Origin of the sequence: Flavobacterium sp. C4GT6 (assembly GCF_036347315.1) — a bacterium.
GTDB lineage: Bacteria > Bacteroidota > Bacteroidia > Flavobacteriales > Flavobacteriaceae > Flavobacterium.
In genome coordinates this window covers 188,213-205,780 of record NZ_JAZGZU010000006.1, presented here as the reverse complement: position 1 = coordinate 205,780, position 17,568 = coordinate 188,213, and the positions used below count along the sequence as shown (strand labels likewise).

General features: G+C 37.6%; 19 protein-coding genes. 11 read left to right on the top strand and 8 right to left on the bottom strand.

Annotated features, from left to right (window positions below; all coding sequences use genetic code 11):
- Positions 1-36: 36 nt before the first annotated feature.
- Positions 37-618 carry a hypothetical protein gene (locus tag V3Z67_RS09835; RefSeq protein WP_330443136.1) on the bottom strand — a complete coding sequence of 194 codons (582 nt, stop codon included), beginning with the start codon at positions 616-618 and terminating at the stop codon, positions 37-39.
- Between the two features lie 95 nt (positions 619-713).
- A complete protein-coding gene (locus V3Z67_RS09830) occupies positions 714-1,163 on the bottom strand; it encodes a TlpA family protein disulfide reductase (protein ID WP_330443135.1) in 450 nt (149 codons plus the stop codon).
- Positions 1,164-1,306: 143 nt separating this feature from the next.
- Between V3Z67_RS09830 and purB the strand changes: the two genes are divergently transcribed.
- From purB to V3Z67_RS09815, 3 genes are read left to right on the top strand one after another with little or no spacing between them, the layout of a single operon-like run.
- Positions 1,307-2,659, top strand: a complete 1,353-nt coding sequence (purB, locus tag V3Z67_RS09825) for an adenylosuccinate lyase (RefSeq protein ID WP_330443134.1) — start codon at positions 1,307-1,309, stop codon at positions 2,657-2,659.
- Between the two features lie 16 nt (positions 2,660-2,675).
- Positions 2,676-3,278 carry an NAD(P)H-dependent oxidoreductase gene (locus V3Z67_RS09820; RefSeq protein ID WP_330443133.1) on the top strand — a complete coding sequence of 201 codons (603 nt, stop codon included), beginning with the start codon at positions 2,676-2,678 and terminating at the stop codon, positions 3,276-3,278.
- Positions 3,279-3,284: 6 nt separating this feature from the next.
- Complete coding sequence (locus V3Z67_RS09815; protein ID WP_330443132.1) at positions 3,285-5,180, top strand: monovalent cation:proton antiporter-2 (CPA2) family protein; 1,896 nt, start codon at positions 3,285-3,287, stop codon at positions 5,178-5,180.
- A 93-nt stretch (positions 5,181-5,273) separates the two neighbouring features.
- Here V3Z67_RS09815 and guaB read toward each other — a convergent pair whose 3' ends face one another.
- From guaB to V3Z67_RS09800, 3 genes are all read right to left on the bottom strand, one after another.
- Entirely contained in the window at positions 5,274-6,746 is a 1,473-nt protein-coding gene (gene guaB, locus V3Z67_RS09810) for an IMP dehydrogenase (protein WP_330443131.1), read from the bottom strand.
- A gap of 106 nt (positions 6,747-6,852) precedes the next feature.
- Positions 6,853-7,716 carry a hydroxymethylglutaryl-CoA lyase gene (locus V3Z67_RS09805; RefSeq protein WP_330122392.1) on the bottom strand — a complete coding sequence of 288 codons (864 nt, stop codon included), beginning with the start codon at positions 7,714-7,716 and terminating at the stop codon, positions 6,853-6,855.
- Between the two features lie 78 nt (positions 7,717-7,794).
- Positions 7,795-8,826: a quinone-dependent dihydroorotate dehydrogenase gene (locus V3Z67_RS09800; RefSeq protein WP_330443130.1), complete on the bottom strand. Its 1,032-nt coding sequence runs from the start codon at positions 8,824-8,826 to the stop codon at positions 7,795-7,797.
- A 131-nt stretch (positions 8,827-8,957) separates the two neighbouring features.
- Between V3Z67_RS09800 and V3Z67_RS09795 the strand changes: the two genes are divergently transcribed.
- From V3Z67_RS09795 to V3Z67_RS09760, 8 genes are all read left to right on the top strand, one after another.
- Entirely contained in the window at positions 8,958-9,995 is a 1,038-nt protein-coding gene (locus tag V3Z67_RS09795) for a hypothetical protein (protein ID WP_330443129.1), read from the top strand.
- A gap of 3 nt (positions 9,996-9,998) precedes the next feature.
- Positions 9,999-11,276 carry an SPFH domain-containing protein gene (locus tag V3Z67_RS09790; protein WP_330443128.1) on the top strand — a complete coding sequence of 426 codons (1,278 nt, stop codon included), beginning with the start codon at positions 9,999-10,001 and terminating at the stop codon, positions 11,274-11,276.
- An 8-nt stretch (positions 11,277-11,284) separates the two neighbouring features.
- Positions 11,285-11,632 carry a hypothetical protein gene (locus V3Z67_RS09785; protein ID WP_330443127.1) on the top strand — a complete coding sequence of 116 codons (348 nt, stop codon included), beginning with the start codon at positions 11,285-11,287 and terminating at the stop codon, positions 11,630-11,632.
- A gap of 3 nt (positions 11,633-11,635) precedes the next feature.
- Positions 11,636-12,244: an HD domain-containing protein gene (locus V3Z67_RS09780; protein WP_330443126.1), complete on the top strand. Its 609-nt coding sequence runs from the start codon at positions 11,636-11,638 to the stop codon at positions 12,242-12,244.
- Between the two features lie 64 nt (positions 12,245-12,308).
- The gene (locus V3Z67_RS09775) at positions 12,309-13,892 is read left to right on the top strand and encodes a sensor histidine kinase (RefSeq protein ID WP_330443125.1); all 1,584 of its coding nucleotides are present in this window, start codon (positions 12,309-12,311) and stop codon (positions 13,890-13,892) included.
- 76 nt (positions 13,893-13,968) lie between these two features.
- Positions 13,969-15,207, top strand: coding sequence for a peptidase T (gene pepT / locus V3Z67_RS09770; RefSeq protein ID WP_330443124.1), 1,239 nt, complete (start codon positions 13,969-13,971; stop codon positions 15,205-15,207).
- Positions 15,208-15,215: 8 nt separating this feature from the next.
- The gene (locus tag V3Z67_RS09765) at positions 15,216-15,665 is read left to right on the top strand and encodes a DUF1801 domain-containing protein (protein ID WP_330443123.1); all 450 of its coding nucleotides are present in this window, start codon (positions 15,216-15,218) and stop codon (positions 15,663-15,665) included.
- Positions 15,666-15,697: 32 nt separating this feature from the next.
- Entirely contained in the window at positions 15,698-15,796 is a 99-nt protein-coding gene (locus tag V3Z67_RS09760; RefSeq protein WP_330443122.1) for a hypothetical protein, read from the top strand.
- A 32-nt stretch (positions 15,797-15,828) separates the two neighbouring features.
- On the opposite strand, the gene yajC is transcribed toward V3Z67_RS09760, so the two are convergent.
- The 3 genes from yajC to nusB are packed head-to-tail and all read right to left on the bottom strand — an operon-like array spanning position 15,829 to position 17,563.
- On the bottom strand, positions 15,829-16,101 hold the full coding sequence (gene yajC / locus V3Z67_RS09755; RefSeq protein ID WP_330443121.1) for a preprotein translocase subunit YajC: 273 nt from the start codon (positions 16,099-16,101) through the stop codon (positions 15,829-15,831).
- Between the two features lie 13 nt (positions 16,102-16,114).
- Complete coding sequence (locus tag V3Z67_RS09750; RefSeq protein WP_330443120.1) at positions 16,115-16,585, bottom strand: DUF1573 domain-containing protein; 471 nt, start codon at positions 16,583-16,585, stop codon at positions 16,115-16,117.
- A gap of 24 nt (positions 16,586-16,609) precedes the next feature.
- Positions 16,610-17,563, bottom strand: coding sequence for a transcription antitermination factor NusB (gene nusB, locus V3Z67_RS09745; protein WP_330443119.1), 954 nt, complete (start codon positions 17,561-17,563; stop codon positions 16,610-16,612).
- Between the last annotated feature and the right edge of the window lie 5 nt (positions 17,564-17,568).

The window sequence follows — 17,568 nt, the reverse complement described above, 5'->3', positions numbered from 1 at the left end:
GACAGCCCCTTTGTTTATATATAGTTAAAGCATAAACTACAATTGCCAGCCTACTTTTACACTAAGCTGATTAAAACTATCCCCATTTGTATCATTACCAATAATCATAGATGGAACAATGATTAACTTTTCAATCTGAAAGCGTAATGCAGGGCCAAACTCATAACCTAAAGTAACATTTTTATTACCTACATCATAAATAGAATAATAACTACCATTATATATGTTTTGATGATAATACCCAGTACGAACTCCTCCATACACTATTAAATCGAAGTATTTTGTATTAATGGGCATTAACTGAACAAAAGGAGTCACTTTAAATTCTCTTATCCGTCCATAAAATTGTTGTCGTTGCCCGGTATACGGATCATCAAAATCCCATTCTAATTTTGTATTATCCCAATAGCTTAAATTAAGCCCTACTCCTAACCATTTTTTAATATCTTTGGATATTTCTGCCCCGCCACCTAAACCAAGCATATCACCGGTTCCATAACTCCTGAAAATATATTCACCGGATATATAAGCGTTTTTAAAAAAAGATTCTTTTTTAGTTTGTGAGTAACCAAGAGAACATACTATTATTAAAAATAGAATTGTAAGGTGTTTTTTCATTATAGAGTATTTAATTGCCAGGCAAATTAAAAGTAAGTTGTACTATTTTCAAAAAAACTAGCCGGAAAAACAGCGCAGTTCCTTTAGGTATTTTTCTATTCTTCCAAATACTTATCTATTACTTTGAGAAGCTTACGACTATACCCCGGAGCATGAGCACTTACCAACTTTCCTTTTTTATCAATTACCATATACCGCGGTATAGACATTATTTTATGTCCTTCAAGCACTTTAGCATTTTTAGCCTGAGAGATTAGCAGGTTAATATCGTTTACTATCCCTTCGGACTCCATAGCTTTTACCCATTTGTCTTTTTCAGTATCCATGGAAATAAAAACATAAACCACATCTTTGCCTTTAAGTTTCTCCTTAAACGAAGGCAGTTTTCTCATTTCACTACGACAGGGTTTACACCAGCTGGCCCAAAAATCTATCAGAATAACTTTCCCTTTATTTTCCTGTACAATCACATCCAGTGATTTATTGGTTTGGCAAAAAGCAGTAAGCGAAGTAAAAATCAGTAAAAAGACAAATAGTTTTTTCATAGCCTGGTGGTTTTATGGTTAATTACAAAACAGAAAGGTAGCCGTTTTAGTATAAAAACTACCTATTTAATTGTTTTTGTGCCTTCTTTAATTGCCTGTAAAAGTTTATCTTTGCGGCTATACGTATTTTTAAACAACAAACAATGCAAAGTTTATCTGAACTGAATGCCATTTCCCCAATAGACGGGAGATATAGGAGTAAAACCGTATCGTTATCAGGATATTTTTCTGAAGAAGCACTTATAAAATACAGGGTGCTTGTAGAAATTGAGTATTTCATAGCATTATGCGAATTGCCACTACCTCAGCTACAGGGTGTAGATAAAGCTGTGTTTGAGCCGCTTCGTGATCTTTACAGAAACTTCTCGGCACAGGATGCACTACAGGTAAAAGACATAGAAAAAACAACCAACCACGATGTAAAAGCGGTTGAGTACTTTATAAAATCGGCTTTTGATAAGCTTGGACTTGAGCAGTACAAAGAGTTTATTCACTTTGGTTTAACTTCTCAGGATATTAACAACACTGCAATCCCTCTATCAACTAAAGAGGCTTTTGAAGATGTGTATATGCCAACACTTATTAAAGTAATCTCTAAACTTAAAGAGCTTACTAAAGAGTGGGCAGATGTACCAATGCTTGCCCGTACTCACGGACAACCGGCATCTCCTACCCGTTTAGGTAAAGAAATACATGTTTTTGTAGAGAGACTGGAAGAGCAGTTACGCCAACTTTTCAACGTACCTTTTGCTGCCAAATTTGGTGGTGCTACAGGTAACTTTAATGCGCACTTTGTGGCTTATCCGCAAAACGACTGGAGAAAATTCGGACTTGATTTTGTTGAAGGAACACTTGGGTTAAAACACTCCTTCCCTACTACACAAATTGAGCACTACGATCACTTTGCTGCATTTTTTGATGCTTTAAAACGTATTAATAATATCCTTATAGACCTTGACAGGGATATCTGGACTTATGTGTCTATGGATTACTTTAAGCAAAAAATAAAAGCGGGAGAGGTTGGTTCTTCTGCAATGCCACACAAAGTAAACCCTATTGACTTTGAAAACTCTGAAGGTAACTTAGGTATTGCTAATGCCATATTTGAACATCTTTCTGCTAAACTACCAATATCAAGACTGCAAAGAGATCTTACAGACAGTACAGTGCTAAGAAACATAGGCGTACCTATAGGGCATACTCTTATTGCTTTTGAAGCTACTCTTAAAGGACTTAACAAACTTCTTTTAAATGCTGATAAGTTTGAGCAGGACCTTGAGAAAAACTGGGCTGTTGTGGCAGAGGCTATCCAAACGATATTACGTCGTGAGGGCTACCCTAACCCGTATGAAGCTCTTAAAGAGCTTACAAGAACAAACCATATTATCAATAAAGATTCTATACATGCCTTTATAGGAACACTTAACGTTTCAGACAGCGTTAAAGCGGAGTTAATGAACATTACTCCTTCCAATTATTTAGGTATATTACCATAAATAAGAAATACAATGTATGCCCAACAAGATACTCATTCTATTTGCACACCCGCTGTTCGAGAAATCGAATGTGAATGACGTACTTGTAAACCACATTCCGGATAGTCCTAACATCACGTTTCATGACCTGTACCAGGAGTATCCGGAATTTGATGTTGATATGCAGCGTGAACAGGAGCTGCTTTTACTACACGACATCATTATATGGCATCACCCTATGTATTGGTATAGTTGCCCTCCCCTTTTAAAACAATGGATAGACATTGTACTGGAACACGGCTGGGCATATGGTAAGGAAGGTACGGCCCTAAAAGGTAAACTGCTCTTACAAACCATTACAACCGGCGGACGCAAAGAAAACTACTGCTCTACAGGACGCGACCGCTTTACAATACAACAACTTTTAGAACCATTCAATCAAACTGCAAAAGTTTGTAATTTGACCTACCTACCTCCGTTTGTAGTTCATGGTACACACTCCATGACCGTGGAAGGATATATAGAGAACGGAAAACTCTACAGGCAAATTCTGGAATACCTGGAAAACAAAACCATTACCCCTGAAGATCTCTCCGGCTATCAGTATTTTAACGATTGGTTTAAAACTAAATTAGGCTAAAAACATATGGAAAACGGATTATTTTTTGAGTCAATTATTTATTTGGCTGCTGCTGTTATATGTGTACCTATAGCTAAAAAACTGGGGCTTAGTTCTATATTAGGTTATCTGTTTGCCGGTATTTTAATAGGTCCGTTTGTACTTGGACTTATCGGGCAGCAGGGAGAAGATATTATGCACTTTGCCGAATTTGGTGTAGTTATGATGCTGTTTCTTATCGGGCTGGAACTTGATCCCTATAAGTTTTGGCGGATGCGGCGTTTTATTATCGGCATGGGGTCGCTACAGGTTTTAGGAACCTGTACCATACTATTTCTGGCATGTTTACTGGTTTTAAAATGGGAATGGGAAGCCACATTAACTATAGCATTAGCTTTAACATTATCGTCTACTGCTATTGTATTGCAAACCCTTAAAGAGAAAGGACTGTCGCAAACCTCAATGGGGCGTTCGGCATTTGCAGTACTATTGTTTCAGGATATAGCCGTTATCCCGATACTTGCTATATTACCCCTGTTAGCCGATGGCGATATTCAAAATAAAGGGATAAACGAATCACTTATTTCCGACTTACAGGGATGGCTGCAAACATTTATTGTAATAGGTACTATCGCCCTTATATACCTTGCAGGCAGATTTATAATTGTACCCCTACTACATGTTGTAGCAGCTACAAGATTACAGGAACTCTTTACCGGAGCAGCACTATTACTGGTACTTTCGGTATCTTATATAATGCAGATGGTTGGGCTTAGCCCCGCTTTAGGTGCATTTATGGCAGGAGTCGTATTGGCCAATAGTGAATTCAGACATGAGCTCGAAGGCGATATTGCCCCCTTTAAAGGACTCCTCTTAGGGCTTTTCTTTATTGGGGTAGGTGCTTCCATTAACTTTAGCCTTATCATGGTAGACCCTGTGTTTATCATTGTTTTCTGTACCCTGTTTAATGTTATCAAATTCCTTGTATTACTGGGAATAGGTAAAATTTATAAGAAAAGTTCTGACCAAAACCTACTTTTCGGGTTTGCCCTGAGTCAGGGAGGGGAATTTGGGTTTGTAATATTAGGCTTTGCCACTCAGCTCAACCTCATGCCTACCTACCTTGCCAGCCAGATGATGGCTATTATAGCACTGAGTATGATAGGCACACCTATATTTCTTTTTATCAATGAAAAATGGATAGACCCTTTCTTTGGTGTTAAGGAAAAAGATTCAGGCAACAAGTATGACGATATAGAAGATGAAAACAATGATGTTATTATAGCCGGGTTTGGGAACTTTGGTAGTACCATAGGCCGTTTACTAAAAACAAACGGCATAGGCACAACAGTATTGGATATGGATTCTGACAGGGTTGATTCCCTGCGTAAAATGGGCTTCAAGGTATATTATGGAGATGCCTCAAGACTGGAGTTACTTAAAGCTGCCGGATGCGAAAATGCCAAACTGTTTATTGCCGCTATAGATAACCCTACCGTAAACCTTATTGTGGTAGAAATGATACGCAAGCATTTCCCTCACCTAAAAGTATTGGCAAGAGCCCGTAACCGAAGTAATGCTTTTGAACTGGTAGATATGGGGATCAATCAGTTTTACCGTGAAAACCTATACAGTGCCGTTCACTTAGGTGTAGATGCCTTGGTAGAACTGGGCCACCGCCGTTATACTGCCACAAGGCAAGGACAACGATTCATTAAATATGATGAGCAGGCGGTATTGAGACTTTCGCAGAAACGACATGATAAAAAGGCCTTCCTTATGACTGCCAAAGAAGAGATTGAAATGCAGGAACAACTGCTTAAAAACGATTTATATGCCCAACTGGGAGCTAACGACCATGCCTGGGAAAGCGAAGACCTGAGAAAAGAAAACCTGGAGAACAGCAACGGAGATAAAAAATAAAATATCCCTATCCCCCTTTGTAGGGGAATAAAAACAAAAAGGCAGAAGTTAGTAACTTCTGCCTTTTTTATGTTTTAGTCTTTCGACCTCAAATTATCTTGAATAGTTTGGAGCCTCTTTAGTAATAGTTACATTGTGAGGGTGACTCTCAGATATACCGCTTGAAGTTAAACGTACAAAACGGCTGTTTTCCTGTAGTGTTGGGATATCTTTAGCACCACAGTAACCCATACCTGCACGCAGACCTCCTATAAACTGAAGCATGCTTTCAAAAAGCTCTCCTTTGTATGGTACACGGCCTACAATACCTTCCGGTACAAGTTTCTTAACATCATCTTCTACATCCTGGAAGTAACGGTCTTTAGAACCTTCTTTCATAGCCTCTACAGATCCCATACCACGGTAAGATTTAAATTTCCTGCCTTCAAATATGATAGTTTCTCCCGGAGACTCTTTAGTACCCGCAAGTAATGAACCAAGCATTACACAGTCGGCACCCGCTGCAAGCGCTTTAGGAATATCACCTGTGTAACGTATACCACCATCGGCAATTACAGGAACACCTGTACCTCTCAATGCTGCAGAAACTTCAAGAACTGCAGAGAACTGAGGGAAACCAACACCTGCAACTACACGTGTAGTACATATAGAACCGGGACCGATACCTACTTTTACAGCATCTGCACCGTTTTCAGCAAGGTATAAAGCCGCTTCAGGAGTTGCAATGTTACCCACAACAACGTCTAGCTCAGGGAATTTTGCTTTTACTTCTTTAAGTACTCCTACCACACCTCTTGTATGTCCGTGAGCCGTATCGATAATTACCGCATCAACTCCGGCAGCTACAAGTGCTTCTGCTCTCTGTACCGCATCGGCAGTAACACCAAGGGCAGCAGCAACACGAAGTCTTCCGAATTTATCTTTGTTAGCGATAGGCTTTTGGGTAAGCTTAGTGATGTCTCTAAAAGTAATAAGACCAATAAGTTTATTTTCGCTGTTTACTACAGGTAATTTTTCAATTTTATGCTCCTGAAGAATTCCTTCTGCCACATCAAGAGTAGTACCCTCACCTGCAGTAACAAGGTTTTCAGAAGTCATTACTTCTACAATAGAACGTGTACCATCTTTTTCAAAACGAAGATCACGGTTAGTTACAATACCTTTTAGTATTTGGTTTTCGTCTACTACCGGAATACCTCCGATACCAAACTCACGCATGGCGTTTTTAGCATCTGCAACTGTAGCATTAAGAGGAAGCGTAACAGGATCGATAATCATCCCTGATTCTGCTCTTTTTACTTTTCTAACCTCTGTAGCCTGATGCTCAATCGTCATGTTTTTGTGTAATACACCTATACCACCTTCACGAGCCATAGCAATAGCCATAGCGCTTTCCGTCACCGTGTCCATAGCCGCCGAAACGATAGGCACGTTTAATGTTATGTTTTTTGAGAATTTTGATTTGATACTTACTTCGCGTGGAAGAACCTCAGAATAATTTGGAACCAGCAGTACATCATCGTAAGTAAGACCTTCACCGATGATTTTAGTTGTGTGTGCTTTCATGTTGCAATTTGTCGTTAAATTGCATGCAAATATAGTACTTTTTAACCTAATAAGAAAGCGTTTGTTTTATAAAAAATCGTTATGTCTTTATAAAGAAAATTTATTCTTAATGATACTGGGTAAAAATTTTGGTCGCTTCGTTGTACGAACTCTCAAAACTAAGTGAATTTAAGTTGGTTACCACCTTCTCTGCAGTAAAGTAAGAAAGCATTTTTTCGGTAGGCATATTTCCGGTTAGGTCATCTTTTGCCATAGGGCAACCGCCAAATCCCTGTATAGCTCCGTCAAAACGTATGCACCCGGCCTTGTAGGCTGCGTCTACTTTTTCAAACCATCTGTCTGGTGTAGTGTGTAGGTGTGCCCCAAATTCAATTTCAGGATACTTAGGTATAAGATTAGAGAAAAGATAATCGATAACCTCGGGTGTTGAACTACCAATGGTATCTGACAGTGAAAGTATTTTAACCCCCATTGCCGCGAGCTTCTCGGTCCAATCCCCTACAATTTCCACGCTCCACGGGTCTCCATAAGGATTACCAAAGCCCATAGAAAGGTAAGCCACAACCTCTTTATTACTTTTATCGGCAATGTTTAGTATTTCCTGTAAAGTAATAATAGACTCGGCTATGGTTTTATGCGTATTACGCATCTGGAAGTTCTCTGAAATGGAAAACGGATATCCCAAATATTGTATTTCAGGATGTACAGAGGCTAACTCTGCTCCTTTTGTATTGGCTATAATAGCCAGTAGTTTACTTTTTGTGGCACTCAGGTCAAGTTTTGCAAGCACTTCGGCAGTATCCTGCATTTGCGGAATAGCCTTAGGCGAAACAAAACTACCGAAATCAATAGTATCAAAACCCACCCTTAACAGCGACTGAATGTAAGCTACTTTCTTCTCTGTGGGAATAAATTCTTTGATGCCCTGCATGGCATCTCTTGGACACTCGATAATCTTAACCTGTTTCATAGAGGTTCAAAGATAATTAAAGAATCGGGTTTACGAAATCGTTTTCTTTGAAAAATTACCATAAAAACAGTCCGTAAACTATTTTTTTGATAACAACTTCTTGTTTATCGCCTTAATAAGCCCCGGCCCCTCATATATAAATCCGGTGTAAAGCTGTATTAGGCTCGCTCCTGCCTCCAGTTTTTCAATAGCATCTTCGGCAGTATGTATACCTCCCACTCCTATTATAGGGAATGCTTTATTACTTTTTTCAGATAGAAACCTTATTACCTCGGTAGACCTTTTGGTTAACGGCTTACCACTAAGTCCGCCCGTTTCCTTTTTGTTTTCAGATTGTAACTCTTCTCTCGAAATAGTAGTATTAGTTGCTATAACACCTGCTATTTTGGTAGTTTGTACTATATCAATAATATCAAGCAACTGACTATCGGTCAAATCAGGAGCAATTTTAAGCAGTATCGGTTTTTGTACCGGTTTCGTTTGGTTTTTATCCTGAAGCGTTTGCAATAACTGGGTTAAAGGCTCTTTATCCTGAAGTTCACGCAGGTTTGGTGTATTAGGCGAACTCACATTTACCACAAAATAATCCACATAATCATACAGTGCATCAAAGCATATTTCGTAGTCACTTACAGCATCTTCATTTGGAGTCACCTTGTTTTTACCTATGTTACCACCTATAAGCACATGGCCTTTACCTTTAGGATTCTTTTTAAGGCGCTCTACAGCTTCGGCTACACCACCATTATTAAAACCCATACGGTTTATAAGTCCGCCATCTTCCCTAAGCCTAAACAGTCTCTTTTTAGGATTACCGTCCTGCGGTTTTGGGGTAAGCGTACCTATTTCTATAAAGCCAAAACCCAGATTACCCAGTTCTTTGTACAACTTAGCATCTTTATCAAGTCCGGCAGCAAGCCCTACAGGGTTTTTAAATTTTAATCCAAACACTTCGCGCTCCAGTCTTGGGTCGTTTACCTCAAACATTGATTTAAGTACAGAGGGCATACCCGGTATACTGTTTAAAAATCTGATGGTTGAAAATGTGAAGTAATGAATTTTTTCCGGATCAAAACGGAATAATACAGGCCTGATTAGAGATTTGTACATAGCTAAATTATTGTGGCTGCAAAAGTAATAAATTATCCTAAGTTTATTGTTTATAAAAATTTTAACATTCCTTTTAGAATCTCCCCTTTCTTTGATTATATTTGAAAATAGTATGCAACTTACCTTATATAATGAATAAAGAGCTAGAAAAATTAATTGATTACGCAATTACTGATGGTTTTATAACCGAAAAAGAAAAAAAAGTACTTATTAAAAAAGCTGAAAAACAAGGGTTTGATATAGACGAACTTGAAATGATCCTGGAAGGAAAGCTTTTTGATGCACAACAAACACGAAAAAAAGAAAATCCTATACAAAAATGTCCAAGCTGTGGTGAAATTATGGTTGGTGTAAGCAGGGTTTGCCCTTCCTGTAACTATGTTGTTAATGCAAGATCAAAAAATACCGCTACTCTGGATGAGTATATGCATGATGTGGAGAAAAAGCTCCTAAAGCTAAAAAACACTCCTAAACAGGGCTCAGGGAAAATAATGCAGTCTGTAATACTTACTTACCTAACCTTAGGTACCTATATTATATTTAAAAAGGTTATAAAAAGAGAAGATCTTTTTGAAGACAGTAACAACTATAGCAAATTAAACAATGAAATCAACGCTACCCTTAGCCTAATGAGAAGTAATTATGGCGAAGACGGCACAGTTGCTGAATTTATCAGTAAAATTGAAGCAGAAAAAGCACAATACATCAAACAAAGGGAGTCTGGAAGTTTTGTATCTATAGCTGCTGCATTTTTACTTGTAGGCGGAGTATTATTTGCTATTACCCGTATACCTTCTCCAGAACCAAGTATTGATAAAAAAATAGACCGCCTTATTGCAGAAGGAAAAAGGGATTCAGCCAAAATACTTATACCACAACTGGAAAAAGAATCTACAAGAGAATTTTATCTTTCTAAAATAGAAGTCATAAATATTGACAGTCTTTATAAAGCAGGAGCTTATGAAAAGGCTCTTGAAAAGGCTAACTTTCTTACCTTTAAAACAGAAAGAGAAGAGCTTATAACCAAAATACTTATAACACAAATAGGTGAACTTCTAACTAAAAAGGAGTTTAAAACAGCTAAAGATAAGGCAGAACTTATACCTGATTACTCAACAAGATTTGAGGAACTGGACAGAATTAAAATAGCAGAACAACTAAAAAAATAAGCCATGGGGATTAGAAACTTTTTTACAGGTAGAGAAGGCGGTTTTATGGATGTTATCCGTTGTGATGAAACTGATTACCTTATTCACAAATGGAGACCGTCGGGTGAAGCCGGATCTACAAAAAAAGAAAATGCCATACGTTACGGCAGTAGCATAAGGGTGAAACAAGGCGAAGTTGCCCTATTTGTGTATCCGCAAAAAGACGGTTCTCCCTATGATGTCATTGAGGGACCTCATGACAAGTTTATTGAAACCTCTAACTTCCCGGTATTATCAGATATTGTAGGAGCTGCATTTGGCGGGCACTCCCCTTTTCAGGCTGAAGTCTATTTTATTAACCTTGCGGGAAATATAACCGTAAAATTCGGTATACCCTATTTTGATGTTTTTGATCCAAGGTTTATGGATCTTGGTGTACCATGTGCCGTGAGGGGTTCATTTATATTTAATCTTTCTGATTATCCTAATCTGATTAGATTAAACCGACTTAAAAATATCACTACAGACAACCTTAGAGACCAGGTTAAAGACGCCTTTATAAGAAAGGCTAAAAATGTAATCATCAATATCCCTACAGAAACCACAATACCGGTTATGCAGCTGGAAAGTAGGATTGATATGATTAGTGATCATATAAAACTAAAGCTGGAAGAGGATTTTAGAAATGATTTTGGCATCAACCTTAAACGTCTTGATGTAAGTGCTATTGAGCTGGACAAAAGTCATCCGCATTACCTACAGCTTAAAAAGAATACAGCCGACCAGCAAACCAAATTCATCGATTCTAAAACCGACATCGAAATAACTCACCTTGGTGAGAATAAAAGGATTGAACGTAAAGAAACTGAGCTTGGTGTTGAAGGAAGAAACTTTGCTGCCCATCAGTTAAACCTGCAGGCTGATGTTTTAAAAACCGCTTCCGAAAGCTTGGGTGCTATGGGGAACATTGATGGCGATGGCGATGGTCACGGCTATAATCCAATAGGTATTATGACCGGACTTACACTGGGCAGAACAATGGGTAACCAAATGAGCGGTATGCTAAATAACATACCTAACACTCCGCCTCCACCTCCTACTGTAAGCTTTCATATTGCCATTAACGGACAACAGTCTGGACCTTTTACAATACAACAGTTAAAAGGAATGGCACAAAACGGACAGTTTACAAAAGAACACTATATATGGAAACAGGGAATGACCGAATGGCAGCCTGCAAGCACAAGTTCTGAACTTGATGTTGTATTTGCATCTATTCCTCCACCTCCACCAACCAAATAATACAAGCTATGAGAGTTAATTTTGTAAAATCGGTTTTAGGGCTATTATTCAGCCTGTTATTTTCTTATGCATTATATAGTTTTTCCGGTATAAGCATAGAAGAGAAAAACCTTTTAAGTTTGGGAGGTTTTTTAACCTCATTCTTTATCATGTTGTTTTTAATTGCGCTTAGGTTTGATTCTCCCAGAACAACTATCAATGCAAGGTTTACTTCTGCATTTTTTTTAGGAGGTACAATGATAACACATATTATCCTTGCTTTTACCGGACTAACACAACAAATATATATAACCATTATAGGCTTTATAATGCTGTTTTATATCTTCATATTATATTCTGTTGCAAGAGTAAGATAAAACATGCTTGAAGAACTTTTTATAAATACAGTAAATGTTTACAGTAAAGAATTATCTGCTGTTTTATGGCAGGAAATAAAAGACTATTACAGCCATAAAAGCCGAAAGTACCATAACCTTACCCATCTTGAAAACCTGTACAACGAACTTCATTTATGTAAAGAATTGATTGAGGACTGGGACACCGTGCTTTTTGCCTTGTTTTATCATGACATTATTTACAAATCTACCCGTAATGATAATGAGGAACAAAGTGCCGAATTAGCCGTACAAAGACTAAAGAAAATTAATTATCCTGAAGACAAAACCGAAAGGTGTAGACAAATGATACTTGCCACCAAATCACACTTACCGGTTAGCGATAATGACATTAACCTGTTTACCGATGCCGACTTATCAATACTAGGTTACTATTGGAGTAAATATGCGAAATATTATAAACAGGTAAGGGAAGAATATTCTTTTTACCCCGACATACTCTATAAGCCGGGACGAAAAAAAGTTTTAAAACATTTCCTCTCCATGAGCTTTATATATAAAACTGATTTCTTTCGTGCTAAGTATGAGGCGAATGCTAAAGAAAATATAAGAAAAGAATTAACCAAACTTTAGCTATTGTTAGCTAAACCAATTATAGCAAATCATTATCTTTGGCTATCACCATACTGCAAAAACCATGTCAACAATTAAAGACGATACAGCGAATACCATGCTTCAAAAGAATAACGACACTGCTGTCGAACTCATGAAGCTGGCTTTTGATGCACCTAATAACAGGAGCATCTTTTTTACGCCTGTATTTAACGATGGTGAAATTATAGATTTTAGGTTTGCACTCCTTAGTCGTGGAACCATAGACTTTTTTAAAGGTATTGACTACACGGGGCAAACACTACTTGAAGTATTACCTGACCAAATGAACCAGATTGACAGCCTTATAGCTGCTTACAAGACCGGCATACAACAAAACTGGGTGAGACATTACGAAAATCTTGATGATGTACAGCGATGGTTCAAGGTATCTGACACTAAAGCAGGAGAAGGTGTTTACAGGGTTTGGGAAGATATAACCGAACAAACAATAGCCGAGCGAAACTTCAATACTGTTATTGCTGAACAAATAGAAAACAAATATGCCTCCCTTTTCAACTCTGTTGATCAGGGCTTTTGTATTATTGAGGTGATTTTTGATGAAAACAAAAAACCTATTGACTATATTTTTGTAAAAACCAATCCGGCATTTGAAAACCAAACAGGACTCGTAAATGCTACAGGTAAGTACATGAAAGAACTGGAACCTAATCATGAAAGCTACTGGTTTGAAACTTATGGCGAAATTGCACTTACCGGTAAACCGAAGTATTTTGAGCAGGAGGCTAAACACCTTATTAACGGATGGTATGAGGTATCAGCCTTTCCATTAAGCGATGCTAAAGACAATAAAGTTGCAATTATATTTAACGATATTACCAATCGTAAAAATGTTGAGCGCGAACTCAGCGAATTCAACACCCGACTGGAAGAAGAAGTTAAAGAACGTACTGCCTCTCTTAAAGAGGTTAACGCACAACTTGCCGAAAAAAATGTTCAGCTGGAAAAGTCTAATAAAGAACTGGAATCATTCAATTATATAGCAAGTCATGACCTACAGGAACCCCTGCGCAAAATACAAACCTTTATCACCTTTGTAAAGGATAGAGACATGACCCGCGAGGAATCAGAACCCTATATTAAAAAGATACATGATTCTGCCGAACGTATGACTCAGCTTATAAAAGATGTTTTAGTATACAGCAGGCTATCGGCAGAGAAAGAGTTTGTAAATGTTAACCTTAACGATATACTGGATATTGTACTGGCAGACTATGAACTGCTTATTAAAGAAAAAAATGCTGTTATTAACAGGAACACACTACCTACCATAAAAGCTATTCCGTTACAAATGGAACAGTTGTTCTCTAATCTTATCAGTAACTCATTAAAATACTGCTCAGAAAAACCCGAAATAAGTGTTACCGCTCAAACAGAAGGCAATTTAGCTCATCTTACCTTTAAAGATAACGGTATTGGTTTTGATGCACAATACAGCGAACAGATATTTAAACTGTTCCAGCGCCTGCACGGTAAAGGTGACTATGCCGGTACGGGTATAGGGCTAAGTATCTGTAAAAAGATCACCGAACAGCATAACGGCTCAATATCAGCCGAATCACAACCCGGAAACGGAGCTACCTTTAACATAACATTACCTCTAAAATAAACTATTAAAACGGTTTAAGATTATTGTACTTCTGTACAAAATTGTAACTTTGATGCTCATTTAAAAAACACAGAAAATGCAGCATATAATTGACCGCTTTATTAGCTATGTCACAGTTGATACTGAATCAGATCCAAATTCTGACACAACTCCAAGTACAGCAAAACAATGGGATCTTGCCAATCAGCTTGTAGAAGAGCTTAAGGCTATAGGCATGGAAGATGTTACCATAGATGAAAATGCATATATCATGGCTACGCTTCCGTCAAATGTAGATCACGATGTACCAACAATAGGTTTTGTTTCTCACTTTGATACTACTCCTGATTTTACAGGTGCTAACGTAAAACCTCAAATTATTGAGAATTATGACGGTGGTGATATAGTACTTAACAAAGAACAAAACATAGTACTTTCTCCCGGCTACTTTAAAGACCTTTTACAATACAAAGGGCAAACCATAATCACTACAGACGGTACTACCCTTTTAGGAGCCGATGACAAAGCAGGTATTACAGAAATTGTTACTGCTATGGAATACCTAATCAAAAACCCTGAAATTAAACACGGTAAAATACGCGTAGGTTTCACTCCCGATGAGGAAATTGGTCGTGGTGCACACAAGTTTGATGTAGCGAAGTTTGGTGCAGATTGGGCTTACACAATGGATGGTAGCCAAATTGGCGAACTTGAATATGAAAACTTCAATGCTGCCGGAGCTAAAATCACTTTTAAAGGAAAAAGCGTACACCCTGGTTATGCAAAAGGAAAAATGATAAACTCAATGCTATTAGCTAATAAGTTTATCTCTCAGTTACCGGAAGGCGAAGTTCCTGAGCAAACTACAGGTTACGAAGGCTTTTTCCATGTAACAGGACTAAACGGAAGCATTGAGGAAACTACCGTACAACTTATTATCCGTGATCACGACAGAGCTAAATTTGAAGCACGTAAAGAGCTTATCCATAAAATAGTAGCAGATATCAATGCTCAATATGCAGTACAGTTTGGCGAAGACATCGCTATTGCTGTAGTTAAGGACCAGTACTTTAACATGAAGGAAAAAGTAGAACCGGTTATGCATATTGTAGACGTTGCCGAAAAAGCAATGAACGAACTGGGTATTACTCCGCTTATCAAACCTATACGTGGTGGTACAGATGGTTCTCAGCTTTCGTACATGGGATTACCTTGCCCTAATATTTTTGCAGGCGGACATAACTTTCACGGGAAGTATGAGTATGTACCTGTAGAGAGCATGCAAAAAGCTGTTGAAGTTATCGTTAAAATTGCCGAACTTACAGCTAAGAAATAAAAATCACTATGTCTGAAAAGAAAACATGGGATAAAACGAACCAGTGGACAGAAGAGCTTGAGCTCCTTAAAAACATTATTGTAAAAACTCCCCTAACCGAAACTACAAAATGGGGCGGTATAGTTTATACTTACAATAACAAGAATGTTTTAGGAATAGGTGGCTTTAAGAACTTTTTTACCATTTGGTTTTTGAAAGGTGTTTTTTTGAAAGACGAAAAAAGTGTGCTTGTTAATGCAAACGAAGGCAACACCAAATCACTAAGGCAATGGCGTTTTACCGATAAGAGTGAAGTTAACGAGAAACTGATACTAAGCTATATTAACGAGGCTATTGAAGTAGAGAAAGACGGACTGGAAATTAAAGCTGAAAAAAGGGAAACCGTTATACCGGAAACCCTTCAACAGGAACTTGAAACCAACAAGGCTTTAAAAAAAAAACTGCTTTTGAAGCACTAACTCCTTTTAAGCAAAGAGAATATGCCGAGTTTATGAAAACAGCCAAAAGAGAGGCTACAAAACTCTCACGACTGGAAAAAATAAAGCCCATGATCCTTAAAGGAATTGGGCTTAATGATAAATACAGATAAAAAAATCCTCAGCTTACGCTGAGGATTTTTTATTATTGTTGTTGAACTTTCTTGCTCAATTCAAGTGAGATTGCCGAACGTTCCATTTTAAGCTTTCCTGCCATAGTTTCAAGAACTACACTTGTTTCAGCAAGCTCAGCTATTTTACCATGTATTCCGCTTTTTGTTATGATCTTATCTCCAACTTTAAGCTGGCTTTCAAATTCTTTTTCCTGCTTTTGCCTTTTCTGTTGCGGGCGTATCATTAAAAAATACACAACCACAAACATTAATAATAAAGGACCAAACTTCGAAATTTCTTCCATTTTATATGTCTAATTAGTTTTTAGCTCCTATGCCTTCCGGCTTTTCAATCTCAGCTGTAAACTTAAGTACATCTGTACCAGCCTCTGTATTAGAGTGTACGTTTACAGTTTTGTTTTGCTTACCTGATTTACCATGAGAATCAAAAACAACTTTAATCTCACCAGATTCACCCGGTGCAACAGGAGTTTTAGTCCAATCTGGAGTAGTACAACCACAACTTGGCTTAACCTGGCTTAATACAAGCGGTGCAGCACCTTCGTTAGTAAACTTATACACATACTCCACTTTATCACCCTGCTTAATAGTACCAAAGTCGTGCTCCATAGTTTCAAACTTAATAACAGGTACCTGTCCTGCTTCTGCATGAGCTATTTCAGCCTCTTTTGCTTTATTTTCATCAATTTTAAGTGCAGCATTTTCTTTACATGAAACTGTAAAAATAAGAGACGCTATGCCTAACATAGCTACTGATTTTTTCAACATAACTTATAATTTTTTAATTTGGTTTTACATTAAACCTCTACCGGTTTTTACTAATTTATTGCTGTTTTGGTAATCCTTAATTAAGTTATCCAAAATACCGTTGATAAATATACTACTTTTTGGCGTAGAATACTCTTTAGCAATCTCAAGATACTCGTTAATTGTTACTTTAACAGGAATAGACGGGAATTTTAAGAATTCGCAAATAGCCATTTTCAGTATAATAGCATCAAGCTCAGCAATACGCTCTGCATCCCAGTTAGGTGTCTTATCGGTAAATTCCTGAGACAGTTCTCTTTCATTTAAAACCGTTTTTCTAAACAGGTTTCTCACAAAATCACGATCATCAATATCCTTATATAGTTTAGGGATATGTATTGCATCATACTCCTCATCTGCTGGTTTTTTGATTTGTTTAAGCTGCTTTGCAACCATTGTATTAACTAAAGGAATATCATCTACCCAGGTTAATTTATGGTCTTCAAGATATTCATACAGCTTTTCGTTTGGAGCAATAACTTCGGTAAACAGGTTTACTACAAATTCTTTGTCCTGAGCAAAACTGTTTTCCTCATCACTCATATATTCCTTATACAGCTCACTTTCCTTAACGGCTTCAAGAAGGATAAGAATATAATCGTCATTATTTTTCCAGTTGTAAACCCTACGATCTTCAATAGCTATACTAAGCGAGTTGCTTTCTGCTAAAAGATGTAAAACTTTGTTATTGACAAACTTCCTGTTTGGATTTCTTTCTATGGCTGTAGCAAGGTGTTTTTTGCTTGACCTGTCTAAAAACCCCTCTTCACTGTTTCTGATTTCAACCAGTGCAGAAAGCATGATAAGGTACAGATCCTGTATATTTTCTATACTCTGAAAAAGGAATTTTTCTTCCTTATCCAAACTGTCTGAACCATTTTGATGCATCGCATAAATGGACTGCATCACTTTAACACGAATATGTCTTCTGTTTAACATCCGTC

What these genes read in the sequence shown, in the direction of transcription:
- V3Z67_RS09775 (WP_330443125.1), top strand. Translation starts at nt 12,309, where the DNA reads ATGTCAACAATTAAAGACGATACAGCGAATACCATGCTTCAAAAGAAT.
- V3Z67_RS09830 (WP_330443135.1), bottom strand. Translation starts at nt 1,163, where the DNA reads ATGAAAAAACTATTTGTCTTTTTACTGATTTTTACTTCGCTTACTGCT.
- V3Z67_RS09795 (WP_330443129.1), top strand. Translation starts at nt 8,958, where the DNA reads ATGAATAAAGAGCTAGAAAAATTAATTGATTACGCAATTACTGATGGT.
- nusB (WP_330443119.1), bottom strand. Translation starts at nt 17,563, where the DNA reads ATGTTAAACAGAAGACATATTCGTGTTAAAGTGATGCAGTCCATTTAT.
- yajC (WP_330443121.1), bottom strand. Translation starts at nt 16,101, where the DNA reads ATGGAAGAAATTTCGAAGTTTGGTCCTTTATTATTAATGTTTGTGGTT.
- V3Z67_RS09785 (WP_330443127.1), top strand. Translation starts at nt 11,285, where the DNA reads ATGAGAGTTAATTTTGTAAAATCGGTTTTAGGGCTATTATTCAGCCTG.
- V3Z67_RS09765 (WP_330443123.1), top strand. Translation starts at nt 15,216, where the DNA reads ATGTCTGAAAAGAAAACATGGGATAAAACGAACCAGTGGACAGAAGAG.
- V3Z67_RS09790 (WP_330443128.1), top strand. Translation starts at nt 9,999, where the DNA reads ATGGGGATTAGAAACTTTTTTACAGGTAGAGAAGGCGGTTTTATGGAT.
- V3Z67_RS09820 (WP_330443133.1), top strand. Translation starts at nt 2,676, where the DNA reads ATGCCCAACAAGATACTCATTCTATTTGCACACCCGCTGTTCGAGAAA.
- pepT (WP_330443124.1), top strand. Translation starts at nt 13,969, where the DNA reads ATGCAGCATATAATTGACCGCTTTATTAGCTATGTCACAGTTGATACT.
- purB (WP_330443134.1), top strand. Translation starts at nt 1,307, where the DNA reads ATGCAAAGTTTATCTGAACTGAATGCCATTTCCCCAATAGACGGGAGA.
- V3Z67_RS09780 (WP_330443126.1), top strand. Translation starts at nt 11,636, where the DNA reads ATGCTTGAAGAACTTTTTATAAATACAGTAAATGTTTACAGTAAAGAA.
- V3Z67_RS09760 (WP_330443122.1), top strand. Translation starts at nt 15,698, where the DNA reads ATGAAAACAGCCAAAAGAGAGGCTACAAAACTCTCACGACTGGAAAAA.
- V3Z67_RS09815 (WP_330443132.1), top strand. Translation starts at nt 3,285, where the DNA reads ATGGAAAACGGATTATTTTTTGAGTCAATTATTTATTTGGCTGCTGCT.
- V3Z67_RS09805 (WP_330122392.1), bottom strand. Translation starts at nt 7,716, where the DNA reads ATGAAACAGGTTAAGATTATCGAGTGTCCAAGAGATGCCATGCAGGGC.
- V3Z67_RS09835 (WP_330443136.1), bottom strand. Translation starts at nt 618, where the DNA reads ATGAAAAAACACCTTACAATTCTATTTTTAATAATAGTATGTTCTCTT.
- guaB (WP_330443131.1), bottom strand. Translation starts at nt 6,746, where the DNA reads ATGAAAGCACACACAACTAAAATCATCGGTGAAGGTCTTACTTACGAT.
- V3Z67_RS09800 (WP_330443130.1), bottom strand. Translation starts at nt 8,826, where the DNA reads ATGTACAAATCTCTAATCAGGCCTGTATTATTCCGTTTTGATCCGGAA.
- V3Z67_RS09750 (WP_330443120.1), bottom strand. Translation starts at nt 16,585, where the DNA reads ATGTTGAAAAAATCAGTAGCTATGTTAGGCATAGCGTCTCTTATTTTT.